Here is a 25,469-nt window from a genome sequence, read left to right on the forward strand (position 1 = left end):
TTCTTAACCATCCGTTGTCCGGTGGTTGTGCCGGACCTGGGAGCGTCCGCAGCGCCCGAAAGCCAGTTTCGCCCCGATTGACCACCGGAGGAATGATGCGGGTGCGCCGAGCGGTCGCGACGGTCGCGTTGACCCTCTTCGCGGCTGGTGTCCTGAGTACTTCCGCTGCTTTCGCCGTCACGGCGGAGGGCGCGGCTTCGACGGCGGTTCTCGCCGACAACCCCGACGAAATGGGGTACAACCGCGTTTCGCCCGACGAGATGGGCTACAACTGAAGGGTTTTTCCCCGCCCTGCGGCCGCGACCGGAAGACCCATCCGATCGCGGCCGTTTTTGGCGGGAAAACCGGCGGAAAGCGCTCTCAGGGCGTGGTCAGCGCCGCCCGGACCGCCCGTTCGACCAGGATCGGCACGAAGGCGTGGATGCGGGCTCCGGCGAACCGGGCGCGTTCGCGGTCGACCATCGCGTGGAGCCGGCTGCGGGTGACGTTCGCGTAGTCCTTGCCCAAGCGGTCCTCGAGCTGGGCGAGGTGCGTGTCGAGCTGCTCGGTGGCCATCGTGTCCAGAGTGCTCATCGTTCACCTTCCGGTCGGCGGCAGTACCGGGAACATGCCCCATGAGACGACCGGGAAATGAACGCGAGGTGAACAAGAAGAATTCACGGACTAGTGGCCTTCGCCGGAGAACCTTCTCGCCAAGTCGCGGAGCCGTTCCGCCGCTTCGGCCAGCTGGGCGCCGGTGATGTTCACCCCCGGCATCGGGCCGCGGCCGAGCCGCTCGATCTGCCCGGCGAAGCGCAGGTACTCCCGGTGGGCGTGCTCCCGGCAGGCGAGGCAGGTGACGCTTTCGGGCCGGACCGAGGTCATCGCGTAGGGCACCCGGAGCCCGCAACCGGTGGTGACGGCACCCGGCGCGTCGGTGGCGCGGCCCAGCGTCGAGGAGATCAGGTTGCGGACCTCGGGGCCGGCCTCGACCACCTTCCGCTCGACGTGGATGTGCGGATCGGTCTCGCTCATTCGTCCCGTGCCTTCGTCCGGTTCGCCGCCGGCCAGGCTACCGGTCGAGCCCGCACCCGGCCGGGCTCGACCGGGTGTACAGGCGCAAGCCGGACCCGGCTCAGGGCCGGTAGTCCGGAGTGGAACAGCCGTCGCCCCGGGCCTTAAAGCCGCTCGCCGGGCAGGAAGCCGGCCGCCCAGCGGTGTGCGGTCGCGCAGACGTCGGCTTCGGTGCCGCGGACGTGCTCGACGACCTCGCCGCCGGACCACAGCATGAGGGCGACGGTGCCGGGGCGGATCGGGGTCAGGCCGATCAGGCGCCGGTGCCCGTTGCCCTCGACGACCCGCTCGGCGGTGAGCCACTGACCGGTCGTGCCGGTGCGGGTGACCGTCCACGCCGGATCCGCGGCGAGCTCGGCGACCGACCGGGGCACGAGTTCTTGAGGCTGTTCGTGGTGCACGCCGTCCAGCCTCGCACGGTTACCCGCATTGGAGATCCGTGGGTGAATATCGGATGAACAACAGCTGGCGCGGGGATCGAGGTGGTCGCGCTGACCTGGTTCTTCGGCGCACACTGGCCGGTCGGCCCGGTGACCCGCGGGCCACCGGTGGTATCACGGCCCGGCCATGATCCACTACGGTGTGCCGGACCTGGGGGCCGCGACCGCAGGAGGCTGCCGATGCCGACCCTCACCACCGTTGCCGAGTGGACCGTCACCGCGTCCGGCGACACGGCGACCTTCACGCACACCGCCGCCGGCGGCCACTGGGCGCCGCGCGTGTGGGCCGGCCGCGGGCTCGCGGTCGCCGAAGGCGACCTCCCGGCGCTGGACAAGGTGCTGGGCGAGGTGCTGAAGCTGCCGGTCTACTGGCTGGCCCGCGCCCGCCGAGGCGACAGCGCGGCGGGGGAGGCGGCGGTCTGGTCGGAGCCGCGGTACGATCCGGAGGACGAGTTCGTGTACCTCACGGGGCCCTGCCGGACGGACTCGCCCGCCCCGGGGTACCAGCCGGCTTCGGCGTTCGCGATCGACCTGGTACACCTGCGTGGCCTGCGGATCAGGATCGCCGCGTACCGCGCAGGCAGCTGAGACCCGGGCAGGAACGTTCGGTTTTTCGAACCGGCCGCTCTGCCCGGCCGTGGATCACTGCAGGAAGTGATCAACGGCTACGGAGGTCATCGATGCGCTCCCGACACAGGAAGATCAGCCGGGGCAAGGTCCTGGCCGCGGCGGCCGCCGCGCTGGCCGCCGGGACCGCGGCGATCGCCCTCCCGCAGGCGGACGCGGCCGGCACCGGCGAGGTGGCCCAGTCCATCACCGGCACCGCCTGGGCCGTCGACACGCGGACCGGCGAAACGCTCGTCACGGCCGACAGCACCGTGCAGGGCGCCAAGTGGGACAGCCTGCTGGCGGCGACCCGCGGGAAGGCGGTCCGCGTCGAGCGGACGCCCGGGGTGCTCAGCCTGTTCGCCGAGGGCGGCGACGCCATCTTCGCCGGCGGGGCCCGCTGCTCACTCGGGTTCAACGTGACCACGAACGACGGCAGGCCGGCGATCCTCACCGCGGGCCACTGCGCCGCCGCCGGCCGGCGGTGGTCGCTCACCCAGGGCGGCCGCCCGGTCGCCACCGTCCAGAAGTCGACCTTCCCCGGCAATGGCGACTTCTCCCTGCTGACGTACGACAACGCGGCAACCAGCGCCCCCAGCGCCGTCGACACCGGCGGCGGCCGCCTCGTGAACATCACCCGGGCGGCTGCCGCCCAGGTCGGCGGCCAGGTGTCCCGGATGGGCAGCACGACGGGGCTGCACAACGGCCGCGTGACGGCGTTGAACGCCACGGTGAACTACCCGGAGGGCCGGGTGACCGGCCTGATCCAGACGACGGTGTGTGCCGAACCGGGCGACAGCGGAGGCCCGCTGTTCACCGGCGACGGCAGCGCGATCGGCGTGACCTCCGGCGGCAGCGGCAACTGCCGGACCGGCGGCGTGACGTTCTTCCAGCCGGCGACCACGGCACTGGCGGCGGTCGGCGCCCGGATCGGCGGCTGACCGGGCGCTGTCGGCGGGCAGTGTCCGGCACGAAGAACCGGCCGGTCAGCCGACCGGGAACTTCACGGCGGTGAGCTCCTCCGAGACGGCCCAGAGCCGGCGCTGGACCGCGGCGTCGTAGGACTGCGGGCTGGACGCGACCACCTGCGGGCGCCCGCGGTAGCCGCCCGGGCCGGCGGGGCCGTAGTACTGGCCGCCGAGGGCGGCGGGATCCGTGGCCGCGCGCAGGATCGGGAGCGCGCCGCGCTCCGAGCTCTGGGTGAACAGCGGGGCCACCACCGGGAACAGCGCGCGGGCCACCGCGGGGGAGTTGCGCATCAGCTCCGTGCGGGCCACGCCGGGGTGGGCGGCGATCGACGCCGTCGTCCCGTGCGGGGCCAGGCGGCGCTGCAGTTCGTAGGCGAACATCAGGTTGGCCAGCTTGGCCTGCCCGTACGCCGCGACGCGGTCATAGGAGTGCTCCCACTGCAGGTCGTCGAAGTGGATCGCCGCGCGGATGCGGTGGGCGATGCTCGCGACCGTCACCACCCGCGAGCCCTCGACCGGCAGCAGGAGGTCCAGCAGCAGGCCGGTGAACGCGAAGTGCCCGAGGTGGTTGGTGCCGAACTGCAGCTCGAAGCCGTCGCGGGTGGTCTGGCGCGGCGGGTACATGACGCCGGCGTTGTTGATCAGCAGGTCCACCTTCGGCAGCGTCGCGTGCAGGTCGGCCGCCGCGGACCGGACGGACTCCAGCGACGACAGGTCCAGCTCCTGCACGGTGACGTCGGCGTCCGCGCCCAGCCGCGCGGCCGCCTGCTTGCCCTTCGCGACGTCACGGACGGCGAGCACCACGGTCGCGCCACGCTCGGCCAGCACCTTCGCCGTGTCGAAGCCGAGGCCGGTGTTGGCGCCGGTGATCACGGCCACGCGGCCCCGCTGGTTCGGGACGTCGCGCTCGGTCCAGTTCTCGCTCATGGCAGTCCTCCTGGGTCACGGCCCTTTCGGACCGCCGGTCTGTTATGCCTCCGACGCTAAGGAACCGGTGGTCTGATGTCAAGAGACTGCCGGTCTCCAATTCGGCGGCCGGGGCGTTACGCTGGTCTCATGACGTTCCAGCGGGCGCGCAGCGCGGAGCAGCGGGAGGAGCGGCGCCGCACGATCCTCGACACGGCGCTGAAGATGCTCGACGAGATGCCGGTGGCCGAGGTGAGCCTCAACGAGCTCAGCCGCCGGGTCGGCCTGGCCAAGTCGAACGTCCTGCGCTACTTCGAATCCCGCGAAGCCGTGCTGCTGGAGCTGCTGGACCGCGCGCTGCAGGACTGGCTGGCCGAGGTCGCCGACGAACTGGCCGCGGGGGTCGACCCGGCCCGCACGGCGCCGGAGCGGGCCGCGGCGTTCGCGGCGGTGGCCGCTCGCTCGCTGGCCCGCCGCACCGTCTTGTGCGACCTCATCGGCGCGCAGGCCGCGGTCCTGGAGCGCAACGTGTCCACCGACGTCGTGGTGCGGTTCAAGCGGTCGGCGCTCGGTGGCCTGGACACGATGGCCGGGCTCCTCCGCCGGGCGGTACCGGAAGTCGGCGGCGAAGCGGTGCCGGTGTGCCTGCTGGCCATGATCCTGACCGGCGGGCTGTGGACGCACTGCCGCCCGTCACCCAGCGTCCGGGCGGCGTACGAGGCGGACCCGGCGCTGGCCGCGCTCCACCTGGACCTGGCGCCGGCCCTGGAGCACGGGCTGACCCTGCTGATCACCGGGGCGATGGCGCGCCAGGGCTGATCCCCGGCCCGGGCCGGACCAGGGTGTCTCCCTGGGGCGAAGGAGGGCCGCCGGGGGCCACTCTTCAGTGGCGGGCGGCGAACCCCGCCGCCACCGGAGAGAAGGAGCCCGACCATGGACATGAAGCTGGAAGTCGTCGTCCTGCCCGTCACCGACGTCGACCGCACCAAGCACTTCTACAAGACCCTCGGCTGGCGCGAAGACGCCGACATCGCCTTCGGCACCTCCCGCGTCGTGCAGCTGACCCCGCCGGGATCGACCGCCTCGATCCACTTCGGCACCGGCCTCACCGACGCCACCCCCGGCTCGGTCCGCGGCACCTACCTCGTCGTCGACGACATCGAAGCCGCCCGGGCCGAACTGGCCGGACACGGTGTCGACGTCAGCGAGGTCTTCCACCGCGACGACACCGGCGCCTTCGCCCCGGGCGTCCACCCCGACCACGGCACCTACGGCTCCTTCGCCTCCTTCAGCGACCCCGACGGCAACACCTGGCTGCTGCAGGAGATCACCACCCGCTTCCCCGGCCGCGTCACCGGTGTCACCTACGGCTCGGCCGGTGAGCTGGAAAAGGCCCTCCGCGAGGCCGCCGCCGCGCACGGCGAGCACGAGAAGGAAACCGGCCAGTACGACGAGGAATGGCCCGTCTGGTACGCGCAGTACATGACCGACCACGCCTGACCCCCGCTTCAGCCAGGAGAACGAGATGTCCACGATCCACCTGCGCCAGGTGACCACCGTTTCCCCCGAGCAGTTCCTCGCCGGGCTGACCGACTTCGGCCCGGAGCGCGCGAAGCTCTTCGGCCGCAGCTCGGGCGAGTACCTGCGGGTGCACGAACAGGGACCCGCCCACGCCGACGTCACCGAAGGTTCGGGCGGTATCTGGGAACGCCTGCGCTACGACTGGTCCGACCCGGCCCGGGTCGTCATGACGACCACCGATTCGAACACCTGGGGCGGTGCTTCCGGGCACACCTACACCTTCACCCGGCTGGCGGACGGGGCGACCCAGGTCGACGCCGTGGTGGTCCGGGAAGGCAAGAACCTCAAGGGCCGGCTGCTCGGCGGCCTGCTCGGGCTCGTGGGCAAGCGCGTCCTCGGCGGTGAACTGGCGAAGACCGCCAGGGCCATCGAGGCGCGCGCCGCGGGAGACCGCGACGACGCCTGATCGGCCGGGCCCCGCGCTGCGCTACTGTTCGGCTCGCCCGGCACCGCCGTCGCCGGACGGTTGTGGGAGGTGCGCATGCCGGGGCGTGGACCGGCGCTGATCGGCCGGCACAGCGAATGCGCCGCCCTCGATCGGCTCCTGGCCGGCGCCCGGTCGGAGCGGGGCCAGGTGCTCGTCCTGCGCGGCGAGGCCGGGATCGGCAAGAGCGCGCTGCTGGAGTACGCCGGCGCGCAGGCGCGGGAATTCCGCGTCGCGCGCGCCGCCGGCGTCGAAGCCGAGCAGGTGATGGCCTATGCGGGGCTGCACCAGCTGTGCGCGCCGTTCCTCGACCGGCTCGACCGCCTCCCCGGGCCGCAGCGCGACGCGCTCGGCACGGCCTTCGGGCTCAGCGCCGGTGCCCGGCCGACCCGCTTCCTGGTCGGGCTGGCGGTGCTGACGTTGCTCGCCGACGTCGCCGAGGAACAGCCGCTGCTCTGCCTGGTCGACGACGCACAGTGGCTCGACCGGATGTCCGCGGTGGTCCTCGCCTTCGTCGCCCGCCGGCTCCTCGCGGAGCGGATCGCGGTGGTGTTCGCGCTGCGCGACGGCGGCCACGAGCCCGACCTGGCCGGGCTGCCCGAACTCCCGGTCGGCGGCCTGGGGGAGGCCGAGTCGGACGCGCTGCTGGCCTCGGTGGTGAAGGGCCCGCTGGACGCCCGCGTCCGCGACCGGATCATCGCCGAGACCCACGGCAACCCCCTGGCCCTGCTGGAACTGCCCCGCGCGTGGACCGCGGCCGACGCCTTCGGGCAGCCCGTGCCCCTCGCCGGGCGCATCGAAGAGTGCTTCGTCAAGCAGCTGGAGCCGCTGCCCGCCGACACCCGGCGGCTGCTGCTCATCGCCGCCGCCGAGCCCCTCGGCGGCGCCACCCTGCTCTGGGCCGCGGCCGGCCGGCTGGGGCTCGGCGCCGACCCCGCCACGGCGGCCGAAGCGACCGGGCTGATCGAGTTCGGCCGCCGGATCCGGTTCCGCCACCCGCTGGTCCGGTCGGCCGTCTACCGGTCGGCGCCGGCCCGGGACCGGCAGGAGGTGCACCGGGCCCTGGCGGACGTCACCGACCCGGACCGGGACCCCGACCGGCGGGCCTGGCACCGCGCGCAGGCGACCGTCTCGCCGGACGAAGACGTCGCCGCCGACCTGGAACGCTCGGCGGGCCGGGCCCGGGCCCGCGGCGGCCTGGTCGCGGCGGCCGCGTTCTTCGAGCAGGCGGCGCTGCTGACGCCCGAACCCGCGCGGCGCGCGGAACGCGAACTCGCGGCGGCGGCGGTCAAGCGCGACGCCGGCGCGCTCGAGGAGGCACTCGGCCTCCTCGATTCGGCGGCGGCCGGGCCGCCCGACGCCGGGCGCGCCGCCGAAGCCGAGCGGCTGCGCGGGCAGATCGCGTTCGACCGGCGACGGGGTGGCGAGGCGGCCCGCCTGCTGTTGCGGGCGGCCGGGCAGCTCACCCCGCTCGACGCGAACCGGGCGCGGGAAACGTACCTGGAAGCGCTGGGGGCGGCGCTGTGGGCCGGTTCGGACGCGGGCGGGCTCGCCGCGGCGGCCGAAGCCGCCCGGGCCGCGCCCCCGGCGCCCGTGCCGCCCCGCGCGGTCGACCTCGTCCTGGACGCCCTGGTCGCCCGGCTCACCGACGGCTACCGAGCCGCGGCGCCGCTGCTGTCCAGCGCCCTGGCGGCGGTGCAGGCGCTGGACGTCTCCGCCGAGGACACCGGGCGGGTGCTGTGGCTGCTGGGCAACCGGGCAGGCGGCATGATCGCCACGGAAGCGGCGGACTTCGAAGCGGCCCGGGCGTTCGCCGCGCGCCAGGTCCAGCTCGCCCGCGACGCCGGCGCCTTGGTGCAGCTGCAGTTCGCGCTCAACTTCCTCGGCGTCAACGAACTGCTCGCGGGCGAGCTCACCGCGGCGGCGGCCTCGGCCGAAGAGGACCGCGTGATCGCCGACGTGACGGGCAACGCGCCGGTCGGCTACGCGGCGATGCTGCTCGAGGCGTTCCGCGGCCGGGAAGCACGGGCGGGGTTCGAGGACATCGCGCGCGAAGCGTCGGCGCGCGGCCAGCTCCGGCTGGTGACTTTCGCCGACTACGGACGGGCGGTGCTGTACAACGGTCTCGGCCGCCACGACGCCGCCCTGGCCGCGGCCCGCCGGGTGTTCGACCACGACGTGGTGGGGTTCCAGGGCCTCGCCACCGCCGAACTGGCCGAGGCGGCGTCCCGGACGGGGGACAAAGCCCTGCTGGCGGCCGCGGCAGCGCGGTCCGCGGAGCGCGCCGCCGCGGCCGGAACGGCGGAGGCGAAGGGCATGGACGCCCGCGTGCGCGCGTTGGGCGGCACCGACCCCGACGACGGCTACCGCGAGTCGATCGCGTGCTTCGAGCGGACGCCGCTGCGGGTGGACCTCGCCCGCAGCCACCTGCTGTACGGCGAATGGCTGCGCCGCGAAGGCCGCCGCGTGGACGCCCGGCCGCACCTGCACACGGCCCACGAACAGCTGGCCACGATGGGTTTGGCGGCTTTCGCCGACCGGGCCCGGCGCGAGCTGCAGGCGACGGGGGAGACCGCGCGCAAGCGCACGGCGGAGCCGGCGGGCGAGCTGACGTCCCAGGAGTTCCAGATCGCCCGCCTCGCGGCGGAGGGCTACTCGAACCCCGAGATCGGCACCCGGCTGTACCTGAGCCCGCGCACGGTCGAATGGCACCTGCGGAAAGTCTTCGGGAAGCTCGGGATCAGCTCACGCCGTCAGCTGCGCGACGCCGCGCTCGCAGGCGCGTGAGCGTATCGGGCGCGGGTGTACCCGGACGGCGGTACGGGCGTGCGCGTGGTGTTCCGCTGATGCTAGACATGCAGGCGGTCGAAGCGGGGTACGTCGAGGCCGGTGCCGGGAACGAGGCGTGATGGAACAGGGCATGGACTTCGCCGCGGTGTTCCTGGCCGGCCCGTCGCCGACCGCCGTGTTGTCCCGTGACCTGGTCTTCCTCGCGGTGAACGACGCCTACCTGGCGGTTTCCGGCCGCGGTCGCGAGGAACTGGTCGGGCAGGACGTGTTCACCTCGTTCCCCGACGACCCCCGCGGGGCCCGGACCCTGCGTGCGTCGCTGGAGCGCGTCCTGGCGACCGGGCAGCGGCACGTCATGCCGCTGCAGCGCTACGACGTGGCCGTGGCCGGGCAGCCCGGGGTGGTCGAGCAGCGCATCTGGAGCACGGTGAACGCCCCCGTGCCCGGCGAGGACGGTTCCGTGCGGTGGATCCTGCACCGCGTGGAAGAGGTCACCCCCTTCCTGGAACGGCTGCCGCCGAACGACGCCGGGGCCGGGGAGCGGCAGGCGATGCAGGCGGAGGTCTTCGCCCGCAGCCAGGAACTGCACCAGGCCAACGAGCAGCTGGCCGCGGCCCTCGGCATCAGCGCCGCGGTGCTGGCCGACGCGCCGGCCGAGGACGTGCTGGAACTGATCGCGGCCCGGGCCCGCACCATCGCCGGGGTGGACCAGACGCTCGTCCTGGTGCCCGACGACACCCGCGAACACCTGGTCGTCGCCGCCTCGGCGGGAGCGCAGGCCGGCGCGTACCGCTCCCTGCGGCTGCCGTTGACCGGCGCGGCCGGGCCGGCCCGGGAGCCGCTGAGCGTGCGGGTCTTCCGGACCGGCCGCTCGGTGATCAGCGAGGACGCGTCGCCGGCCGCGCGGGACGCGGGACTCGCACCCGAGGTGGCCGTCGGGGCCGCGCTGGGGGTGCCGCTGGGGCCACCGGACGCCGTGCGCGGGGTACTGGCCGTGGTCAACGCACCGGGCCACCCGATCACCCCGACCAGCGTCGTCCGGTCGCTGGAGCTGTTCACCGCCCAGGCCGCGATCGTCCTGGAACTGGCGGAGCGGCGCCGGGACGCGGTGCTCCTGTCGGTGCTGGACGACCGGGAGCGCATCGCGCGCGAGCTCAACACCGCGGTCGTCGGCCGGCTCTCGACGATCGCCTCGGGGCTGACCGGTGCGCTCAAGATCATCCAGCGCGAGGACGCCGCCCGCCGGGTGCGCGCCGCCGCGCGGGCGGTCGACGAGGTCATCCAGCAGCTGAACTCGACGGTGTTCGCCATCCACGCCGAACCCGCGCGCGAGCGGGCGCTGCACCGCCGCATCCAGGACCTCGTCGACGCGGCCGCCGAAACCTCGGACGTCGCCATGACCTCCCGGCTCGACAGCCGGCTCGACACCGCGCTGCGCGGGCCGGTCCGGGATCGGCTGATGGCGGTTCTGGACGCCGCGCTGGCGGGGGTGGCCCGCCGGTCCGGGGCCCGGCACGTGACCGTCACCGTCGAACTGCGGCCCGGCTGCCTCTTCGCCCAGGTCGAAGACGACGGGGCCCCGGCAGCACCGGACGAGGACCTGGCCGGGTCCGGCGGAGCCCTCACGGTGACCGCCCGCCCGGCCGGCGGCACGATCGTCACCTGGGAGGTTCCCCTGGCCGGCGACGTCTCCTCCTCGGCGGCGCGCTAGCCGGGACGGCCCGTGCGGGCCGCCGCGCCGGTCGCTACGGCCGAGAAGCGAACCGGTCCGGTGGCAGCAGAACGTCGGCCAGCGAGCGTCGTGGCGTCCACGCCACGGGCTTGCCGCGGCCCAGGCGCAGGACGATCTGCGGCCACAGCCCGCCACCGAGCAGATCGCGCAGCTCGGTGCGGACGGCGGGGACTTCGACCGGTTGCGAAATGAACGACGCGTCGAGCCCGGCGGCGGTCGCGGTCAGCAGGACTCGCTGCATGGCCTGCCCGGCGCGGAGCTGGTCGAGCCGGGTGTCGTCGAAGGAACCGATGACCACGACCAGCGGGTCGCCTTCGCCGATCCGGCCGCGCCGCGGTGCGGGCCGGGCGCCGAAGTCCCGGAGGATCCAGCCGCCGTCGTCGGCGGGCATCGCGCCGGCGGCGTAGTCGGGGACGCCGTCGCGGCTGGTGCGGTCGCGGCCGGTCCAGTACCGCCACTCGGCGACGAAGGCGGGATCGGCGAGCTGGGCGTGGTGGCTCTTGTTGACCAGTTCCCGGAGCCGGTCCAGCTGTACCGCGTCCAGCCGCGGCAGCCAGGCCTGTTCGAGCTCGGCGGCGTGGCGCAGCCTGGTGACCGTGGCGGCGGGGATGGCGGCCTGCGCGAACGGCGTGCGATTGGTGTGGCGCCGCGGGATCGCGTCGGCCAGCTCCACGAGCCGCGGGTCGGGCTTGCCGGCGGAGAACGGCCGGACGACGGCCAGCAGGTCCGGCTCGTCACGCCGGGGCAGCAACGTCGTGGCCGGGTGGGCACCGAGCGCCTGGATGGCGGTGCGCAGGTTGAACAGCGCGGCGCCGCAGGAGAACAGCAGCTCCCGCCGGTCGGCGTCGACGACCGGCAGCGCGCGCTCGGGATCGGCGTGCAGCTCGATACCCATCGGGGTGCAGCGGAACCGCCACGGCTGGGTGTTGTGCGTGGACGGTGCCAGTACCGCGGCCCCGATCACGGACCTGACCTGGTCGGAGTCCAGCAGGCCGATCGGCGTGATGGCTGACGTCATGTTTCTCCCTGCGCCGCGGCGCGGCGCACAGTGGATCGGATGGCTCGAGGCGAGGATCCCGCAGGGGCGCCGAAGCGGGAAAGAGCACAAGGTCACCAGTGGTCGCTGGAGTGGGCTGTTCCGGTGCCCACAACGGAAAGGCGCCCGCCGGTCGGCGGGCGCCTTGGGGCGGGGTTGTTCAGCGGAGCCACGTGCGGTTGCCGGTGAGGTGGGCCCAGCGGCGGCCGAGTCCCCAGGTGTTTCCGGCCGCGGCGGCGGCGAGGGCGATGAGGACGAGGGCGTAGATGATGTGGTAGTCGATGATGGGGTTGGTGGAGTGGGTGGCTTCGCCGGTGCTGGTGGTGAGGGCGAGGGGCCATTCGGCGGTCCACATCATGAGCATCATGAGTGTGCCTGCGGCGGCGCTGAGGCGCAGTCCGACTCCGGCGATGACGGCGATGCCGACGGCGGCGAGGCCGAGCATGAACAGGGTGTCGGCCCACCAGGTGCCGGCCCAGGTGTGGAACATCGTCTGGAACGGTCCGGTGTCGACGCCGCTGAGGAAGCCTTTGGTGGGTGAGCCGCCGTGGATCCAGGCGCCCTTGGAGGGGGTGGCGTATCCCCAGCCGAACAGTTTGTCGAGGAACGCCCACAGGAAGATGAATCCGGTGGCGACGCGCAGGACGGCCAGGGACTTCCCGGCGACCGCGGGACCGGCGGCGAAATCGGGGATCGGCGCCGGTTCGGTGGTCCGCTGGACCGGAACCCGGGTCGTGCTGGTCTTCTTTTCATCCGGTCGGATCGACATGAGAACCTCCGTTTGCTCGGCTCCCAGTCTCGGCCGCAACAGCCGCCCGCTCTGGTGCCGAAGGTCCTCATCCCGGGAGCCCTTAGGCGCCGATACGGCTCCCGGCCGGGGGAACGACCACTCAGGCGCCGAGGGAGAAGCCCAGTTCGCGGCCGCGCATCCGCAGCTCCTCACGGGCGTCGGGGTGCGCGACCCGGTCCACGATCTGCTGGGCCTGCTCGTCCGCGTCGCGGCCCCAGATCGTCGCGACGCCGTGTTCGCTGACCAGGAAGCTGTGCTGGAACGAGGTGACCGGCCCGGTCAGCCGCGGCACGACCGTCGACACGCCGGCCTTGGGGTGCCAGGACGGCAGGGCGATGATCGCCCGCCCACCCGGCGAGTGCAGCGCGCCGACCACGAAGTCCGTTTGCCCGCCGAAACCCGAGTAGATCGTTCCGCGCACCCGGCTGGCGTTCGCCTGGGCGAACAGGTCGACCTCGAGGGCGCTGTTCACCGAGACCAGGGCGCGCTGACGGGCGATCACCGCCGGGTCGTTCGTCTTTTCGGTCCGCAGCAGCCGGACTCGCGGGTTGCGGTCGACCCACTTGTACAGCTCCGGGCTGCCGAACACGAACGACGCCGTCACCGGCTCGGCCGGATCGAGCACCCCGGCGCGGTCGAGGGTCAGCACGCCGTCGCTGAACATCTCCGACCACACCGCGAGCCCCGCGTGGCCGGTCAGCGCGGCCAGGGTCGCGTCGGGGATCCCGCCGATGCCCAGCTGCAGCGTCGAACCGTCGGCGACGAGATCCGCCACCCGCGCGCCGATGATGCGTGCGGTGTCGCCCAGCGCCCGCAGCGCGGGGGAGGGCAGCGGCTCCTCGGCTTCGAGCGCGTAGTCGATCTCGTCGACCGGCAGCACGCCGTCGCCGTAGGTGAACGGCATGTGCGGGTTGAGCTGGGCGACGACAAGGCCGCCGCGAGCGCGGACGGCTTCGATCGCCGCGGGCAGGATGTTGACTTCGGTGCCCAGCGACACCACCCCGTCGACCGGTGCCGTGGTGTGCACCAGCACGACGTCCGGCGGCAGCCCCTGCTTGAGCAGCTGCGGCACGAGCGACAGCCGGGACGGGAAGTACCGCAGTCCGGCGCGGCCCCGCATTCCCGGCCCCACGAAGGGCGTCTCGAGCAGCACGCCCGGCCGGTCGGGCAGCCCCGCTTGCGCGTTCAGCGCGAACAACCGGTACTCCGCCACGGCCGCGTCCAGCACGGCCAGCGCCCGTGCCGGCGTCGCGAAGTTCCCGCTGACCACCACCCGCGGCGTTGCCGGCACCCCGGCCAGTACCGCCGCCAACCGGCTCTCCGACACGATCCGCATCAGGACCCGGCCCGCCGTTCTGCACTGCTTCGCGCCACGCCGCGTCCTCCCGGATCCGTTGCCTGGTTCCGATCATGCCCGTCCGCGGTCTCCGGCGCCGCACCGGGTACTCGCCTTGGGCGGGTGGTGACTCCGGCGCCGGCATGATCGCGATCCGGGTCCTTCTTCCTCTCACACGGTGACTTTCCGCCCTCCGGAACGACGCCGCCGAAGAGAATCGTGAACGCCGAGGGACGGCCCGCAGCCCCCCGACCACTCCCGGAGCGGGCGCCCTCGCGCAGGACGGTGGTGGTGGCCCGGGGCGCGTCCCCTTCCCCCTGCTCGCCACCCGGCCACCACTACCGGGCCTGTGTCGCTCCCGGTCCCCAGGGGCGACGGCCTCGTCCGGGCGCCCGGGGTCCAGGCCGTGCCCGGTCCACTTCGGATCCCGACAGGAGACGACGATGCGCAAGTACGTGTACGACTTCGCCGAGGGCAACCGCGCCATGGCGGAGCTGCTCGGCGGCAAAGGAGCCAACCTCGCCGAGATGACGGTGATGGGACTGCCGGTGCCGCCGGGGTTCACGATCACCACCGAAGCGTGCCGGACCTACCTGGCCACCGGAGCGCCGCCGGAGGAACTGGCCGGGGAAGTGGAGGAGCACCTGCACGCGCTGGAGCGGGCGATGGGCCGCAAACTCGGGCAGGTGGACGGGCCGCTGCTGGTCTCGGTCCGCTCCGGCGCGCGGTTCTCGATGCCGGGGATGATGGACACCGTCCTCGACATCGGGCTGACCGACGACTCGGTGGCCGGGCTCGCCTCCTGGTCGGGGGACGACCGGCTGGCTTGGGACTCCTACCGGCGGCTGGTGCAGATGTTCGGCACGACGGTGCTGGGCGTGGCCGACGAGCACTTCAGCGGCGCGCTGCGGGCCGCGAAGCAGGCCAAGGGCGTCACTGGTGACCTCGGCCTGGACGCGGCCGATCTCCGGGCGCTGACCGGCACGTTCAAGGACATCGTCCGCGAACAGGCGGGCCGGGAGTTCCCGCAGGACCCGCGGGAGCAGTTGAACCTCGCGATCAACTCCGTGTTCGAATCGTGGAACACCGACCGCGCCCACGTGTACCGCCGCGCCGAGCACATCCCCGAGGATCTGGGCACCGCGGTGAATGTGTGCGCGATGGTGTTCGGCAACCTGGGCGAGGATTCCGGCACGGGCGTCGCGTTCACCCGTGACCCGGGCACCGGGGCACCGGGTGTCTACGGCGACTACCTCGCCGACGCCCAGGGCGAGGACGTCGTGGCCGGTATCCGCAACACCCTGCCCCTGCACCGGCTCGCCGACCTGCACCCACGGGCGTACGAGCAGCTTCTGGGGATCATGCGGACGCTGGAGGAGCACTACCGCGACCTGTGCGACATCGAGTTCACCATCGAGCGCGGCAAGCTGTGGATGCTGCAGACCCGGGTCGGCAAGCGCACCGCGGCCGCCGCGTTCCGCATCGCCGAAGCGCTGCGCGAGGAAGGCGTGATCGACGCCGACGAGGCACTGCGGCGGGTCACCGGCGCGCAGCTGGCCCAGCTGATGTTCCCCCGGTTCGCCGAGACCGGTGTTTCGCCGGTCGCGACCGGTGTCGCCGCGTCCCCCGGCGCGGCGGTCGGTGAGGCGGTGTTCGACTCGGCCACCGCGGTCCGCCGGGCCGAGGAGGGGGCCGCGGTCATCCTGGTGCGGAAGGAAACCAACCCCGACGACCTCGACGGGCTGATCCACGCCCGCGGGGTGCTGACCAGCCGCGGCGGCAAGACGTCGCACGCCGCCGTCGTCGCGCGCGGGCTGGGCCGGACGTGCGTGTGCGGGGCCGAATCGCTGGACGTCGACGTGGTGAACCGGCGGTTCACGACCGCGGACGGCACGGTGGTCGCCGAGGGCGACGTGATCTCGATCGACGGCACCGCGGGCGAGGTGTACCTCGGCGAGCTGGCCGTGGTGCCGTCCCCGGTCGTCGACTACTTCGAAGGTCGCCGTGAGCCCGGCGACGATGCGCTGTTGCAGGCGGTGGACCGGATCATCACGCACGCGGATGCGCGGCGGCGGCTGGAGGTGCGGGCGAACGCCGACACCGCGGAGGACACGCGGCGGGCCCGTCGCCTCGGGGCGACCGGCGTCGGCTTGTGCCGCACCGAGCACATGTTCCTCGGTGACCGGCGGGTGCTGGTCGAACGGCTCATCCTCGCCGAGGGCACGGCGGAGCGCGAAGCGGCCCTCGCGGCGTTGCTTCCGTTGCAGCGCGCAGACTTCGAGGCGATCCTCGAAGAGATGGACGGGCGGCCGGTGACCATCCGGCTGCTGGACCCGCCGTTGCACGAGTTCCTGCCCGACCGCACCGCGCTGACCGCCGAGGTGGCGGTGGCGCGGGCCCTGCACCGGCCGGACGCGCCGGAAAGGCTGCTGCGCGCGGTGGAACGGCTGCACGAGCAGAACCCGATGCTGGGCACCCGCGGGGTCCGGCTCGGACTGGTCGTGCCGGGTCTGTACGAGATGCAGGTGCGGGCCATCGCCGAAGCCGCCGCGGCCCGGGTCCGGGCGGGCGGCGAACCGCGCGTGGAAATCATGATCCCGCTGGTCGGTGACGTGCGGGAGCTGGACATCATGGCCGGCCGGGCCCGGCGGATCCTCGACGAGGTCGTCCGCGGCGCGGAATTCCCGTACGGGATCGGCACCATGATCGAGCTGCCCCGGGCGGCGCTGACCGCCGGCCGCATCGCCGGGTCGGCGGAGTTCTTCTCGTTCGGCACCAACGACCTGACCCAGACCGTGTGGGGCTTCTCCCGCGACGACGTGGAAGCCGCGTTCTTCCCCGTCTACGTCGCCGAAGGGGTGTTCCCGGTGTCGCCGTTCGAGACGATCGACCGGGACGGCGTCGGCAAGCTCGTCGCGGACGCCGTGGCGGCGGGCCGGGCCGCCCGCCCGGACCTCGTCCTGGGCGTGTGCGGCGAACACGGCGGCGATCCGGCGTCGATCGGGTTCTTCCACGAGGTGGGGCTGGACTACGTGTCCTGCTCGCCCTTCCGCGTGCCGGTCGCCCGGCTCGAGGCCGGCCGGGCCGCCGTCGGCCGGGCCGACAGTGCCGTCGACAACCGCTGAGCGCCGAGGCCTGTTGCTCCCGAGGGACTTTGGGGTATCCACAGAGGACTTTGGTCCCTGTCGGGCGGGGCGGGTGCCGCGGACCCTCCTCGGTCAGTGGTGGGAAGCAGCGTCGGGAAGAACCTGGAAGAGCGGAGGAGTACGGCCGCATGATCGTTGTCTCCTTCGCTTGCGCCCCGAACTGGGATCGACGTTCGAGACCGTGGCGACGCTCGTCAGCGCGAGCGCGCGCGGCCTGATCCTGATGGCCCTGTCGACGCCGGATCTCGCGGGCCAGCGCATCTCCGCGCGTCCCTTCGGCGCCGAGCGGACCGCGGCCTGGTCCCTGCCGGCTCTGGGTATCGCGGGCACCGCGGTGGCTTTCCTCGAGCCGGATCCCGAAGTCGGCTGGGACAGTCAACCGGCCGGGCGGACGGCGAGGGCCGCCCGGCGGCGGATCCGGGTGGTCGAGCCCCAGCATCGCCAGCAGTTCGGCTTCGTCGTCACCGTCGCGTGCGTGCCGCTGCACCGTGCGGATGGCACGCCTTCGCTGCCCCGGTGACGGCCGGCCGGACCCGGTGGTCCCGGGCATCGCGCCCCTCCTCTGCCGGTGCGGGCGGTTCAGTCTTCCGGGTCGGGGACGTCGAGCCGGTACCCGGGGACGAGCCGGGCGTGGCCCGGGGTGAACTCGACCCAGACCGAGCCCGGGCGGAGGTCGGGGTTCCGGCCGACCACGACGCCGGTCCGTCCGTCGAACCGGCCGCCGTGGGCGCGCACGCGCAGTCCGCTGGGGAACCCGCCCGCACGGGCAGGCCCCGGATTGTTCTCCTGGTGCAGGAAACCCATCTCACTTCACCTTCCCTCGTCAGCCGCGGGTGACGGTCGATGCTTCGCCGCGCGGTTCCGGTCCTTTGTGGACATGGTCGTCCTCCTTGCGCGGTCAGGTGGTGACGAGCCGGTGGTGGTACTTGGGTGGCGCCGGAAGGGGTTCCAGGACGTGCCCCAAGCGGCGCCGCGGCGTCGGCGGCAGGGGCTCGGACCCGGGTGGCGCCCACCCGACCCGCAACAGGACCTGGGGGTGCGCCGGCGTGGCGCCGGCGAACGTTTCGAGGGCGTCCCGCGAGGCGGGGAGCGGACAGGACGCGAGCCCGAGCGCGGTCGCGGAGAGCAGCACCGCGCTGGTCGCCTCACCCGCGCGCAGCAGGGCCATCCGGTCGTCGGTGGCCGTGGCCAGCACGAGCACTTCGCCGCCCGTCCCGAGCGCGCCCGGCCGGCGCCCGGAAATCCCTTCCCGGACGGCCTCCGTCACCACATCCAGCCTCGTGTCCTCACGGGCTGCCGCGCGAGCCAGCGCGTCGAGGTGCTCGCGGGGCACCGGCCACGCCGCGGGCGGGCGCCGGTCGGTGCGGCGGCGGGGGATGGCGGCCGCCAGGGCGGTCGTTCCGGCCGTCGGCCGCCCGGCGGGGTGCGGGGTCACCACGGCCAGGTGCGCGGGGTCGCCCGGATCCGGCAGCCGCCGGACTTCGGCGTCCCAGCCCAGAGCGGCGAAGGCCACCCGGACGTGGTGCAGGGCCGCGCCGCAGCCGAGCAGCACGTCCCGCTCGCCGAGGTCGGGCTCGGACGCCGGGCGGTCCACGTCCGCGAAGAGGTGCAGCGTGCTGTACCCGATCCGCCAGCTCCACGGCTGGGCGTTGCCCGCGGACGGGGCACGCAATGCGAGGGCCACCGCGGCCTCGACGGTGGCGGTGTCCGGAATTCGTCGGTCCATCGGTTCGCCTCCGGTTCCCACGGTGGCACCGGGCCGCGGTGCGCCGGGAGAGCCGGAGGGCCTCGCCCGGAGGGCCTTCGGGACATCGTCGCCGCCATGCCGCCGGACGCCTTTGGTCCTCGCGGCCGAGGACTTCCGGACCTGGGAGAGCACGTGCCCGCCGAACAGGATCTGGGGCATGGAGATCAGGATCGACACGAGCAAGAAGGTCCACGGCGGCGACGAGCTGGCCCAGCGCCTCACGGGCGAGTTCGAGACGGCGCTGGCGCGGTTCGCCGGGGACATCGACATCCTGCAGGTCCACGTCGGTGGCGACGCGAACCCCGGTGACCGGCACCGGCGGTGCGTGCTCGAGGCGCGTCCCGCCGGCCACGCACCGGTCGTCGTCACCCACCACGCGGAGACCGTGCTGGAAGCGTGCCAGGGTGCCACGCACAAGCTGGAGAGCGTGCTGGAGACCAAGTACGGCCGGGCCCGGCACCACAAGGGCGGGGACACCATCCGGCGCCCGCGCGCGAACCCCTAGCGTCCGCGCCGGCCGCCCCGCGAGCGGACGTGCCCCAGCCCGGGCCGGGTGACGGTGTTCGCGGCCGGGACCGCCCGCTTCACGGCGGGCCCGATCCGGTCGCGTCGCCGGCGGGACCGGATGAACCAGCCCAGGCTGCGCCGGCGGCAACGGCGACCCAGGGGCCGAGGTCACCGGGCGGCGGGACGGAAGTCCACCGGGGCCGGCGGAAGTGACGTTGTGCTCTATGCCCGTGCGTTTTCGGCCGCGAGCGTGGAGGGACGGGCCGGGTCGGCAAGGGGTGCGGGATCTGCGTCGCCGAATGCCCGTGCGGCGCCATCGAAATGGTGCCCGAGGAAACCTGAGGAGCAGTCATGCAGGAGAAGCGCTGGCACGTCGAAGTGCACATCGACGAAGACGACGACGGCCGCACCCGGGCCACGGCCAGGCTCCACACGGCCGACGACACGCGGGTCTCGGGGACCGGCGTCGCGCGGCTCAACCCGGCCGACACCGGCGTGCCCGAAATCGGCGACGAGCTGGCCGCATCGCGCGCGTTGAGCGACCTGGCCCACAACCTGTTCGAGTGCGCGGCCGGTGACATCGAAGCGCTGACGCGCAAGCCGGTCCGGCTCGACCACTGAAAGGAGCGGACATGCGGATCCTCGTCGTCTTCGAGTCGATGTTCGGTGCGACCGAGAGGGTGGCCGAGGCCATCGGCAAGGGGCTGGCCGGGGCCGCCCCGGTGGAGGTGGTCAACGTCGACAAAGCGCCCCGGGACCTCGCCGGGGTCGGCCTGCTCGTCGTCGGCGGGCCCACCCACGTGCACGGGATGAGCCGCGCGGCCACCCGGAAGTCGGCCGCGGAGCAGGTGGACTACCCGACGCGGTCGCGGATCGGCGTACGGGAATGGCTGGACTCCATCGAGGTCGTACCGGCCGGGCTGGCGGCCGCGGCCTTCGACACCCGGATCGACAAGCCGCGCGTGTTCACCGGGGCCGCGTCGCTCGGGGTGGCCAAACGGCTGAGCAAGCGCGGCTGCCGACTCGTCCTGCCGGCGGAGAGCTTCTTCGTCGGGACGGAATCTGTCGACACCGGACCGGAGCCCGGCGAACCGGAACGGGCCGAGGCGTGGGGCGCGGCCCTCGGGGCGGCGCTGGTCCGCGCCGCCACCTGACGGCGAGCCCGGCACGGACACCGGCGCCGGCCACGGTGACCCAGGCAACCGAAGACGACAATCTGGAGGCGGCGCAGTGAATCCCGCAACCGTGACCGGCCCGGCAGAGTTCCACGCGCTGCCGGTGGCCGCGGTCGCCGAGCAGCTCGGCGTCGATCCGGCGCTGGGGCTGAGCAGCGAGGAGGCCGAAGCGCGGCTGGCGCGCTTCGGCGGCAACACCGTGCACGTGCCCGCCGGACCCGGGCCGGTCCGGCGGCTGCTCGCCCAGTTCCACAACCCGCTGATCTACGTCCTGCTGCTGGCGGGGGCCGTCACGTGGGTGTTCGGCGGGCACGTCGACGCCGGGGTGATCGCCGGGGTCGTCGTGCTGAACGCCGTCGTCGGGTTCGTGCAGGAATCCCGCGCGCAGCGCGCGCTGGAGGCGCTGTCGAAGATGGTCCCGGTGGCCGCGACCGTCGTCCGCGACGGCGTCGCGCAGCGCGTGCCCGCGGCCCGGCTGGTGCCCGGTGACGTCGTCGAGCTCGCCGCGGGCGACCGCGTGCCCGCCGACGTCCGGCTGGCCGAGGTGCACCTGGCCGAGATCGACGAATCCGCGCTGACCGGGGAGTCGGTGCCGGTGGTCAAGGCCACCGGCGCGGTGCCGCCACAGGCCGTGGTCGCCGACCGGACCGGCTCGGCGTACTCCGGCACGCTGGTGACCCGGGGCCAGGCCCGCGGCCTGGTCACCGCGACCGGCGGCGCGACCCAGCTGGGCGGCATCCAGCACCTGGTCGCCACCGCCGAGATCGTCGAGACGCCCCTCACGCGCAAGCTCGGCCGGTTCTCGCGGCAGCTGAGCCTGGTGATCGTCGCCGTCTCGGCCGGGGCGTTCGTGCTGGGCGTCCTGCGGGGCACGCCCGCGCCGGAGATGTTCACCGCGGTGGTCGCCCTCGCCGTCGGCGCGATCCCCGAAGGGCTGCCGGCCGCGGTCGCGATCGTGCTGGCCATCGGCGTGGTGCGGATGTCCCGGCGCGGCGCGATCGTGCGGCACCTGCCCGCGGTCGAGACCCTCGGCGGGACCACGGTGATCTGCACGGACAAGACCGGCACGCTGACCCGCAACCGGATGACGGTGACCACCCTCGCGGCGGCGGGGTCGCCGGTCCCGGTCGCCACGGCGGGGGAGACGCTGCGGGAGTGCCTGGTCGCCGGCGTCCTGTGCAACGACGCGGAGCTCGGCGAAGGCGACCCCACCGAGATCGCGCTGCTCGGCTCGGCGATCGCGGCGGGGCTGGACCCGGACGAGATCCGGGCGGCCGCGCCGCGCACGGACACCGTGCCGTTCGAGTCCGAGACCCGGACCATGACGACGGTCCACGCCGGCGTCGCCTACCTCAAGGGCGCGGTCGAGGAGGTCGCGGCCCGGTGTGAGCAGGAGGTGGTTCCCGGCGGTGACGTACGTCCGCTCGACCGGGACGCGCTGAACCGCGTACACGGATCGCTGACCGCGCAGGGCCTGCGGGTGCTGGCGTTCGCGCGGGTGTCGCCGGGAGCCGGGCCGGTCCTGCTGGGCCTGCAGGCGATGCACGACCCGCCACGGCCCGAGGCGGTCAGCTCGGTCGCGGCCTGCCGGAGCGCGGGCATCGACGTCAAGATGATCACCGGTGACCACGCCGGAACGGCCCGCGCGGTCGCCGGTGAGGTGGGCTTGGCGTCCGGCCGGGTCCTGACCGGCGCCGAGCTGTCCGCCCTGCCGGAGGGGGAGTTCGACGACGCCGTGGCGGGCACGCAGGTGTTCGCGCGGGTGTCGCCGGGGCAGAAACTCGAGCTGGTGCAGGCGTTGCAGCGCCGCGGGCACGTGGTTGCGATGACCGGGGACGGGGTGAACGACGCGCCGGCGCTGCGCCGCGCGGACATCGGCGTCGCCATGGGGCGAGGCGGCACCGACGCCGCCCGCCAGGCCGCGGACATGGTCCTGACCGACGACGACTTCGCCTCGATCGAGGCGGCGGTGCGGGTGGGCCGCGGGGTGTTCGACAACCTGCGCAAGTTCATCGCGTGGACGTTGCCGGCCAACATCGGCGAGGGCATGGTGGTGCTGGTGGCGATCCTGCTCGGCACGACGCTGCCGATCGTGCCGGTGCAGATCCTGTGGATCAACATGACGACGGCGGTGTTCCTGGGCCTGACGCTGGCGTTCGAGCCGACCGAGCACGGCGTCATGCACCGGCCGCCGCGGCCGCCGAAACGGCCGTTGTTCACGGGTTCCTTGCTGCGCCGGGTGGTGCTGATTTCGCTCCTGCTCGTGGTGGCGGCCTTTGGTGCCTACGGCCTGTGTGTGGCTTCGGGTGCTTCGGCGGCGGAAGCGCGGACGACGGCGATCAACGTGTTCGTGGGGGTTCAGGCGGCTTACCTGCTCAGCTGCCGTTCCCTTGACCGGCCGGTGCTGCGTGCGTGGCCGGGGCACAGCCGGATGTTCGCGCTGGGGCTGGGGTTGACGGCCGGGCTGCAGGTGCTGCTGACGTATGTGCCGGTGATGAACTCGTGGTTCCACACGGCGCCGGTGGGGTTGTCGTCGTGGCTGTGGGTGCTCGGTGCCGCGGTGGCGGCGTTCGGGGTGGTGGAGGCGGACAAGCTGCTGTGGCGGCGGTTCACCGTCAAAGCCAGTCGCGGCGCTTGAACAGGGCGTACAGCGTCGCCGAAATGACCAGGATGGCCAGCGTCGACACCCACACCCCCGATGCCGATCCGAAGCCCGGGTACGGGATGTTCTGGCCGTAGAACCCCGTGATCGCCGTCGGGACCGCGATGATCGCCGCCCAGCTGGTGACCTTCTTCATGATCGTGTTGAGGCGGTTGCCCTGGATGCTCAGCTGGGTCTCGCGGATCGTCGCGATCAGGTCGCGCAACGACTCCGTCCACTCCGTCACTCGCAGGACGTGGTCGTAGACGTCCTGGAAGTAGGGCAGCAGTGTGTCGTCGCGGCGCATCAAGGCGGCGACGATCTCGCGCATCGGCACCGCCAGGTGCCGCAGGCGGCTGAGGCTGCGGCGCAGGGCCAGGGACCGGCGCTGCAGGTCCGTGTGGTCGACGTGGTCGGCGAACACCAGGTCTTCGAGCGCCTCGACCTGCTCGTCGAGGGCCTGGACGGCGTCGAGGTGCCCGTCGGCGACGTAGTCGAGCAGGCCGTGCAGCAGGAACCCGGCGCCGCTCTTGGCCAGTTCCGGCGTGGTGTCCCAGCGCGCGGTGAGCGCGTCGATGTCGGTCGTGTTGTTGCGGTGCACCGTGACCAGCACGCGGTCGGTGACGAACGCGTCCAGCTCCGAAGCCGTCAGGACGCCGTCGGTCACCCGCACGGTGTACACGGCGACGAACGAGTGCCGGTCGTAGCGGACCAGCTTCGGGCGCTGGTGGTCTTCGTCGAGCACCGAGGCGACGGCCAGCGGGTGCAGGCCGAGTTCGGTGGCGAGCGCCGCCAGGTCCTCGGGGGTGGGGGCGTCGAAGTCGAGCCACAACGTCACCGACGGGTCGGCGAGGTGGCGGGCGGCTTCGGTGGCGGGGAAGTCCTCCTGCTCCAGGACACCGCTGCGGTACAGCCGGCTGCGCGTCATCGGCTCAGCGGTCGTGCGCGGCGGCCAGGCTCGCGCGGCAGGCGCGGACCAGCTGGCGGGTGGCTCGCGTGGCGGGCGTTTCGCCACAGGACGGGCAGCGGACCGAGACGTCGCCGGCCAGCTGGTCGACCGCGACGGTCAGCGCGCATTCGCAGGCGCGGCACCAGCGGGTGCCGGTGACGATCACGACGTGCAGCGGCGACGCGACGCAGTCGTGCAGCCAGCGGCGGTGCGTGCGGCAGGTCACGCGCTCCAGCGGGTCCAGACCGTCCTCTTCGGACCGGTCTTCCGCGGTCAGGGTGCGTGCCAGGTGCCGGTCGGTGACGCCGGCGTAGCGGGGATCGACGAAATCGGCGGGCCACAGGGCGAGCCGGTCGCGGCGGAGGGACGCCGGCTCGGCGGTGGTCGCCGGGGCGAATCCGGGGCTGGGGTCCATGGCGTGCCTCACTTTCGTCGGATTCCAGAGTCCGCCTGGCGCGGCCCGGGCAGGAGAGCCGGACCGCCCCGGTTCCCAGGGCCACCCGGCCCCGGTTCCGGTGGGGCGAAGGGCCATCCGCGCGAGGACTTCCGTCAGGAGACGGTGCTGCCGTCGATCCCGGCGACCACCGGCCGGTTCGCCGCCTCCGGGGCATCCCGGGAATCGCCGCGGACCGCGCAGGAGCGGCCGAAGGTCACCGGGCGCGGGGACGAACGACCGCAGCGACCGCAGCCGCCCGCGTCCTACCGTCGGGATCACGAACTGGAACCCCGGAGGAAAACGTCATGAGCGCAACCGGAAACGCGCCGGTCGTGGTGGCCGTGGACGGCTCGGAAACGGCCGCCGCGGCCGCGCTGTGGGCGGCCGGGGAAGCGGCCCGCCGGCACGCTTCGCTGCTCGTCTTCACCGCCTACGGGTACGAAGACGCCGCGTTCGGGGGCAAGGTGTACCCGCCGTCGGACTGGCTGACAATCAAGGAGGCCGAAGCCGACCAGCTGCTGCGCCGGACGCGGGAGACCCTCGAAGCCGCCGTGCCGGGGCTGGCGGTCGCCACCGAGGCCAGTGACCGCGGGCCGGTCCCGGGGCTGCTGGCGGTCTCGGAACGGGCTCGGCTGCTCGTCACCGGGGAGCCCGTCGGCCCGATCGCCGGGCTGTTCAGCGGTTCCCCCGACGTCGACCTGGCCGCCAAGGCGCACTGCCCGGTCGTGGTGGTGCGCGGGCGGGAGAGCGTCGACGGCCCCGTGGTCGTGGGCGTCGACGGGAGCCCGCTGAGCGAGGCCGCGATCGCCTGGGCGTTCGAGGAAGCCTCGCTCCGCAACGCGCCGCTCGTCGCCCTGTACACCTGGCACGACGGCGACACCGCCGGCCTGTTCAGCGACGGCAACGTCGCGTTCCAGGGCGAGTCCCTGCAGGATTCCGGCCACCGGTTGCTGGCCCAGCGGCTCGCCGGCTGGCCGGAGAAGTACCCGGACGTCACGGTCGAGCGCCGTGTCGAGCACGACAAGCCCCGCCACCGCCTGCTTTCCGCGAGCCACGATGCCCAGCTGCTCGTCGTGGGCAGCCGCGGCCGCGGTGGCTTCACCGGGCTGGTCCTCGGCTCGACGAGCCAGGCCCTGCTGCACCACGCGGCCTGCCCCGTGATGGTCGTCCGCACCGAGAACGCCTGAACGACAAGGAGTACCCGCC

26 protein-coding genes are annotated in these 25,469 nt (G+C 73.5%); 15 read left to right on the forward strand and 11 right to left on the reverse strand.

Annotation, left to right across the window (positions count from 1 at the left end; genetic code table 11):
* Positions 1 to 95: 95 nt before the first annotated feature.
* Positions 96 to 275 (forward strand): hypothetical protein, encoded by a 180-nt coding sequence (locus tag AB0J55_RS02105; RefSeq protein ID WP_364241478.1) that lies wholly within the window; start codon positions 96 to 98, stop codon positions 273 to 275.
* Positions 276 to 360: 85 nt separating this feature from the next.
* Here the strand turns inward: AB0J55_RS02105 and AB0J55_RS02110 are convergent, their stop codons facing one another.
* From AB0J55_RS02110 to AB0J55_RS02120, 3 genes are all read right to left on the reverse strand, one after another.
* Entirely contained in the window at positions 361 to 573 is a 213-nt protein-coding gene (locus AB0J55_RS02110) for a three-helix bundle dimerization domain-containing protein (RefSeq protein ID WP_364241480.1), read from the reverse strand.
* Positions 574 to 663: 90 nt separating this feature from the next.
* Positions 664 to 1,014: a hypothetical protein gene (locus AB0J55_RS02115; protein WP_364241483.1), complete on the reverse strand. Its 351-nt coding sequence runs from the start codon at positions 1,012 to 1,014 to the stop codon at positions 664 to 666.
* A 143-nt stretch (positions 1,015 to 1,157) separates the two neighbouring features.
* Positions 1,158 to 1,454: a hypothetical protein gene (locus AB0J55_RS02120; RefSeq protein ID WP_364241486.1), complete on the reverse strand. Its 297-nt coding sequence runs from the start codon at positions 1,452 to 1,454 to the stop codon at positions 1,158 to 1,160.
* Between the two features lie 219 nt (positions 1,455 to 1,673).
* On the opposite strand from AB0J55_RS02120, the gene AB0J55_RS02125 reads away from it, so the two are divergent.
* A complete protein-coding gene (locus tag AB0J55_RS02125) occupies positions 1,674 to 2,081 on the forward strand; it encodes a hypothetical protein (RefSeq protein WP_364241489.1) in 408 nt (135 codons plus the stop codon).
* Between the two features lie 92 nt (positions 2,082 to 2,173).
* Complete coding sequence (locus AB0J55_RS02130; protein ID WP_364241491.1) at positions 2,174 to 3,040, forward strand: S1 family peptidase; 867 nt, start codon at positions 2,174 to 2,176, stop codon at positions 3,038 to 3,040.
* Between the two features lie 45 nt (positions 3,041 to 3,085).
* On the opposite strand, the gene AB0J55_RS02135 is transcribed toward AB0J55_RS02130, so the two are convergent.
* Positions 3,086 to 3,994, reverse strand: a complete 909-nt coding sequence (locus AB0J55_RS02135; protein WP_364241493.1) for an SDR family NAD(P)-dependent oxidoreductase — start codon at positions 3,992 to 3,994, stop codon at positions 3,086 to 3,088.
* Between the two features lie 129 nt (positions 3,995 to 4,123).
* Here AB0J55_RS02135 and AB0J55_RS02140 point away from each other — a divergent pair, with 129 nt between their 5' ends.
* The 5 genes from AB0J55_RS02140 to AB0J55_RS02160 all read left to right on the forward strand — a co-directional run bounded on the left by AB0J55_RS02140 (position 4,124) and on the right by AB0J55_RS02160 (position 10,479).
* The gene (locus AB0J55_RS02140; RefSeq protein WP_364241496.1) at positions 4,124 to 4,792 is read left to right on the forward strand and encodes a TetR/AcrR family transcriptional regulator; all 669 of its coding nucleotides are present in this window, start codon (positions 4,124 to 4,126) and stop codon (positions 4,790 to 4,792) included.
* A gap of 114 nt (positions 4,793 to 4,906) precedes the next feature.
* Complete coding sequence (locus AB0J55_RS02145) at positions 4,907 to 5,473, forward strand: VOC family protein (protein WP_364241498.1); 567 nt, start codon at positions 4,907 to 4,909, stop codon at positions 5,471 to 5,473.
* Positions 5,474 to 5,498: 25 nt separating this feature from the next.
* Positions 5,499 to 5,960 (forward strand): hypothetical protein, encoded by a 462-nt coding sequence (locus tag AB0J55_RS02150; RefSeq protein WP_364241501.1) that lies wholly within the window; start codon positions 5,499 to 5,501, stop codon positions 5,958 to 5,960.
* Between the two features lie 75 nt (positions 5,961 to 6,035).
* Positions 6,036 to 8,765: an AAA family ATPase gene (locus tag AB0J55_RS02155; protein ID WP_364241503.1), complete on the forward strand. Its 2,730-nt coding sequence runs from the start codon at positions 6,036 to 6,038 to the stop codon at positions 8,763 to 8,765.
* Between the two features lie 121 nt (positions 8,766 to 8,886).
* The gene (locus AB0J55_RS02160) at positions 8,887 to 10,479 is read left to right on the forward strand and encodes a PAS domain-containing protein (RefSeq protein ID WP_364241506.1); all 1,593 of its coding nucleotides are present in this window, start codon (positions 8,887 to 8,889) and stop codon (positions 10,477 to 10,479) included.
* Between the two features lie 34 nt (positions 10,480 to 10,513).
* Here AB0J55_RS02160 and AB0J55_RS02165 read toward each other — a convergent pair whose 3' ends face one another.
* From AB0J55_RS02165 to AB0J55_RS02175, 3 genes are all read right to left on the reverse strand, one after another.
* Positions 10,514 to 11,518, reverse strand: coding sequence for a hypothetical protein (locus AB0J55_RS02165; RefSeq protein WP_364241509.1), 1,005 nt, complete (start codon positions 11,516 to 11,518; stop codon positions 10,514 to 10,516).
* A gap of 178 nt (positions 11,519 to 11,696) precedes the next feature.
* A complete protein-coding gene (locus tag AB0J55_RS02170; protein ID WP_364241511.1) occupies positions 11,697 to 12,305 on the reverse strand; it encodes a hypothetical protein in 609 nt (202 codons plus the stop codon).
* A 121-nt stretch (positions 12,306 to 12,426) separates the two neighbouring features.
* Positions 12,427 to 13,662 carry an acetyl-CoA hydrolase/transferase C-terminal domain-containing protein gene (locus AB0J55_RS02175; RefSeq protein WP_364241514.1) on the reverse strand — a complete coding sequence of 412 codons (1,236 nt, stop codon included), beginning with the start codon at positions 13,660 to 13,662 and terminating at the stop codon, positions 12,427 to 12,429.
* Positions 13,663 to 14,105: 443 nt separating this feature from the next.
* Between AB0J55_RS02175 and ppdK the strand changes: the two genes are divergently transcribed.
* Together ppdK and AB0J55_RS02185 are read left to right on the forward strand one after the other, a co-directional pair.
* Complete coding sequence (gene ppdK / locus AB0J55_RS02180) at positions 14,106 to 16,787, forward strand: pyruvate, phosphate dikinase (RefSeq protein WP_364241517.1); 2,682 nt, start codon at positions 14,106 to 14,108, stop codon at positions 16,785 to 16,787.
* A gap of 202 nt (positions 16,788 to 16,989) precedes the next feature.
* Positions 16,990 to 17,328 (forward strand): hypothetical protein, encoded by a 339-nt coding sequence (locus AB0J55_RS02185; RefSeq protein WP_364241520.1) that lies wholly within the window; start codon positions 16,990 to 16,992, stop codon positions 17,326 to 17,328.
* A 59-nt stretch (positions 17,329 to 17,387) separates the two neighbouring features.
* Here AB0J55_RS02185 and AB0J55_RS02190 read toward each other — a convergent pair whose 3' ends face one another.
* Entirely contained in the window at positions 17,388 to 17,612 is a 225-nt protein-coding gene (locus tag AB0J55_RS02190; protein WP_364241522.1) for a hypothetical protein, read from the reverse strand.
* 94 nt (positions 17,613 to 17,706) lie between these two features.
* Complete coding sequence (locus AB0J55_RS02195) at positions 17,707 to 18,534, reverse strand: NAD(P)H nitroreductase (RefSeq protein WP_364241525.1); 828 nt, start codon at positions 18,532 to 18,534, stop codon at positions 17,707 to 17,709.
* A 178-nt stretch (positions 18,535 to 18,712) separates the two neighbouring features.
* Here AB0J55_RS02195 and AB0J55_RS02200 point away from each other — a divergent pair, with 178 nt between their 5' ends.
* The 4 genes from AB0J55_RS02200 (at position 18,713) to AB0J55_RS02215 (ending at position 22,875) form a co-directional block, all read left to right on the forward strand.
* Positions 18,713 to 19,060, forward strand: a complete 348-nt coding sequence (locus tag AB0J55_RS02200) for an HPF/RaiA family ribosome-associated protein (RefSeq protein WP_364241527.1) — start codon at positions 18,713 to 18,715, stop codon at positions 19,058 to 19,060.
* A 353-nt stretch (positions 19,061 to 19,413) separates the two neighbouring features.
* Positions 19,414 to 19,683, forward strand: coding sequence for a DUF1876 domain-containing protein (locus AB0J55_RS02205; protein ID WP_364241530.1), 270 nt, complete (start codon positions 19,414 to 19,416; stop codon positions 19,681 to 19,683).
* 11 nt (positions 19,684 to 19,694) lie between these two features.
* Positions 19,695 to 20,216, forward strand: a complete 522-nt coding sequence (locus AB0J55_RS02210) for a flavodoxin domain-containing protein (RefSeq protein WP_364241533.1) — start codon at positions 19,695 to 19,697, stop codon at positions 20,214 to 20,216.
* A 91-nt stretch (positions 20,217 to 20,307) separates the two neighbouring features.
* Entirely contained in the window at positions 20,308 to 22,875 is a 2,568-nt protein-coding gene (locus AB0J55_RS02215) for an HAD-IC family P-type ATPase (protein ID WP_364241535.1), read from the forward strand.
* Here AB0J55_RS02215 and AB0J55_RS02220 read toward each other — a convergent pair.
* Complete coding sequence (locus AB0J55_RS02220) at positions 22,853 to 23,806, reverse strand: magnesium transporter CorA family protein (RefSeq protein ID WP_364241537.1); 954 nt, start codon at positions 23,804 to 23,806, stop codon at positions 22,853 to 22,855. The genes AB0J55_RS02215 and AB0J55_RS02220 overlap by 23 nt on opposite strands.
* Before the next feature lie 4 nt (positions 23,807 to 23,810).
* Positions 23,811 to 24,242, reverse strand: coding sequence for a hypothetical protein (locus AB0J55_RS02225; protein ID WP_364241540.1), 432 nt, complete (start codon positions 24,240 to 24,242; stop codon positions 23,811 to 23,813).
* A gap of 326 nt (positions 24,243 to 24,568) precedes the next feature.
* Here AB0J55_RS02225 and AB0J55_RS02230 point away from each other — a divergent pair, with 326 nt between their 5' ends.
* Positions 24,569 to 25,450, forward strand: a complete 882-nt coding sequence (locus tag AB0J55_RS02230) for a universal stress protein (protein WP_364241542.1) — start codon at positions 24,569 to 24,571, stop codon at positions 25,448 to 25,450.
* Positions 25,451 to 25,469 lie beyond the last annotated feature (19 nt).

Source organism: Amycolatopsis sp. NPDC049688 (assembly GCF_040674975.1).
In the GTDB taxonomy this organism is placed as follows: domain Bacteria; phylum Actinomycetota; class Actinomycetes; order Mycobacteriales; family Pseudonocardiaceae; genus Amycolatopsis.

Bases quoted from the DNA above. Each gene is read 5' to 3' on its own strand.
- AB0J55_RS02105 (WP_364241478.1), top strand. From the start codon at position 96: ATGCGGGTGCGCCGAGCGGTCGCGACGGTCGCGTTGACCCTCTTCGCG.
- AB0J55_RS02110 (WP_364241480.1), bottom strand. From the start codon at position 573: ATGAGCACTCTGGACACGATGGCCACCGAGCAGCTCGACACGCACCTC.
- AB0J55_RS02115 (WP_364241483.1), bottom strand. From the start codon at position 1,014: ATGAGCGAGACCGATCCGCACATCCACGTCGAGCGGAAGGTGGTCGAG.
- AB0J55_RS02125 (WP_364241489.1), top strand. From the start codon at position 1,674: ATGCCGACCCTCACCACCGTTGCCGAGTGGACCGTCACCGCGTCCGGC.
- AB0J55_RS02130 (WP_364241491.1), top strand. From the start codon at position 2,174: ATGCGCTCCCGACACAGGAAGATCAGCCGGGGCAAGGTCCTGGCCGCG.
- AB0J55_RS02135 (WP_364241493.1), bottom strand. From the start codon at position 3,994: ATGAGCGAGAACTGGACCGAGCGCGACGTCCCGAACCAGCGGGGCCGC.
- AB0J55_RS02140 (WP_364241496.1), top strand. From the start codon at position 4,124: ATGACGTTCCAGCGGGCGCGCAGCGCGGAGCAGCGGGAGGAGCGGCGC.
- AB0J55_RS02145 (WP_364241498.1), top strand. From the start codon at position 4,907: ATGGACATGAAGCTGGAAGTCGTCGTCCTGCCCGTCACCGACGTCGAC.
- AB0J55_RS02150 (WP_364241501.1), top strand. From the start codon at position 5,499: ATGTCCACGATCCACCTGCGCCAGGTGACCACCGTTTCCCCCGAGCAG.
- AB0J55_RS02155 (WP_364241503.1), top strand. From the start codon at position 6,036: ATGCCGGGGCGTGGACCGGCGCTGATCGGCCGGCACAGCGAATGCGCC.
- AB0J55_RS02160 (WP_364241506.1), top strand. From the start codon at position 8,887: ATGGAACAGGGCATGGACTTCGCCGCGGTGTTCCTGGCCGGCCCGTCG.
- AB0J55_RS02165 (WP_364241509.1), bottom strand. From the start codon at position 11,518: ATGACGTCAGCCATCACGCCGATCGGCCTGCTGGACTCCGACCAGGTC.
- AB0J55_RS02170 (WP_364241511.1), bottom strand. From the start codon at position 12,305: ATGTCGATCCGACCGGATGAAAAGAAGACCAGCACGACCCGGGTTCCG.
- AB0J55_RS02175 (WP_364241514.1), bottom strand. From the start codon at position 13,662: ATGCGGATCGTGTCGGAGAGCCGGTTGGCGGCGGTACTGGCCGGGGTG.
- ppdK (WP_364241517.1), top strand. From the start codon at position 14,106: ATGCGCAAGTACGTGTACGACTTCGCCGAGGGCAACCGCGCCATGGCG.
- AB0J55_RS02190 (WP_364241522.1), bottom strand. From the start codon at position 17,612: ATGGGTTTCCTGCACCAGGAGAACAATCCGGGGCCTGCCCGTGCGGGC.
- AB0J55_RS02195 (WP_364241525.1), bottom strand. From the start codon at position 18,534: ATGGACCGACGAATTCCGGACACCGCCACCGTCGAGGCCGCGGTGGCC.
- AB0J55_RS02200 (WP_364241527.1), top strand. From the start codon at position 18,713: ATGGAGATCAGGATCGACACGAGCAAGAAGGTCCACGGCGGCGACGAG.
- AB0J55_RS02205 (WP_364241530.1), top strand. From the start codon at position 19,414: ATGCAGGAGAAGCGCTGGCACGTCGAAGTGCACATCGACGAAGACGAC.
- AB0J55_RS02210 (WP_364241533.1), top strand. From the start codon at position 19,695: ATGCGGATCCTCGTCGTCTTCGAGTCGATGTTCGGTGCGACCGAGAGG.
- AB0J55_RS02220 (WP_364241537.1), bottom strand. From the start codon at position 23,806: ATGACGCGCAGCCGGCTGTACCGCAGCGGTGTCCTGGAGCAGGAGGAC.
- AB0J55_RS02225 (WP_364241540.1), bottom strand. From the start codon at position 24,242: ATGGACCCCAGCCCCGGATTCGCCCCGGCGACCACCGCCGAGCCGGCG.
- AB0J55_RS02230 (WP_364241542.1), top strand. From the start codon at position 24,569: ATGAGCGCAACCGGAAACGCGCCGGTCGTGGTGGCCGTGGACGGCTCG.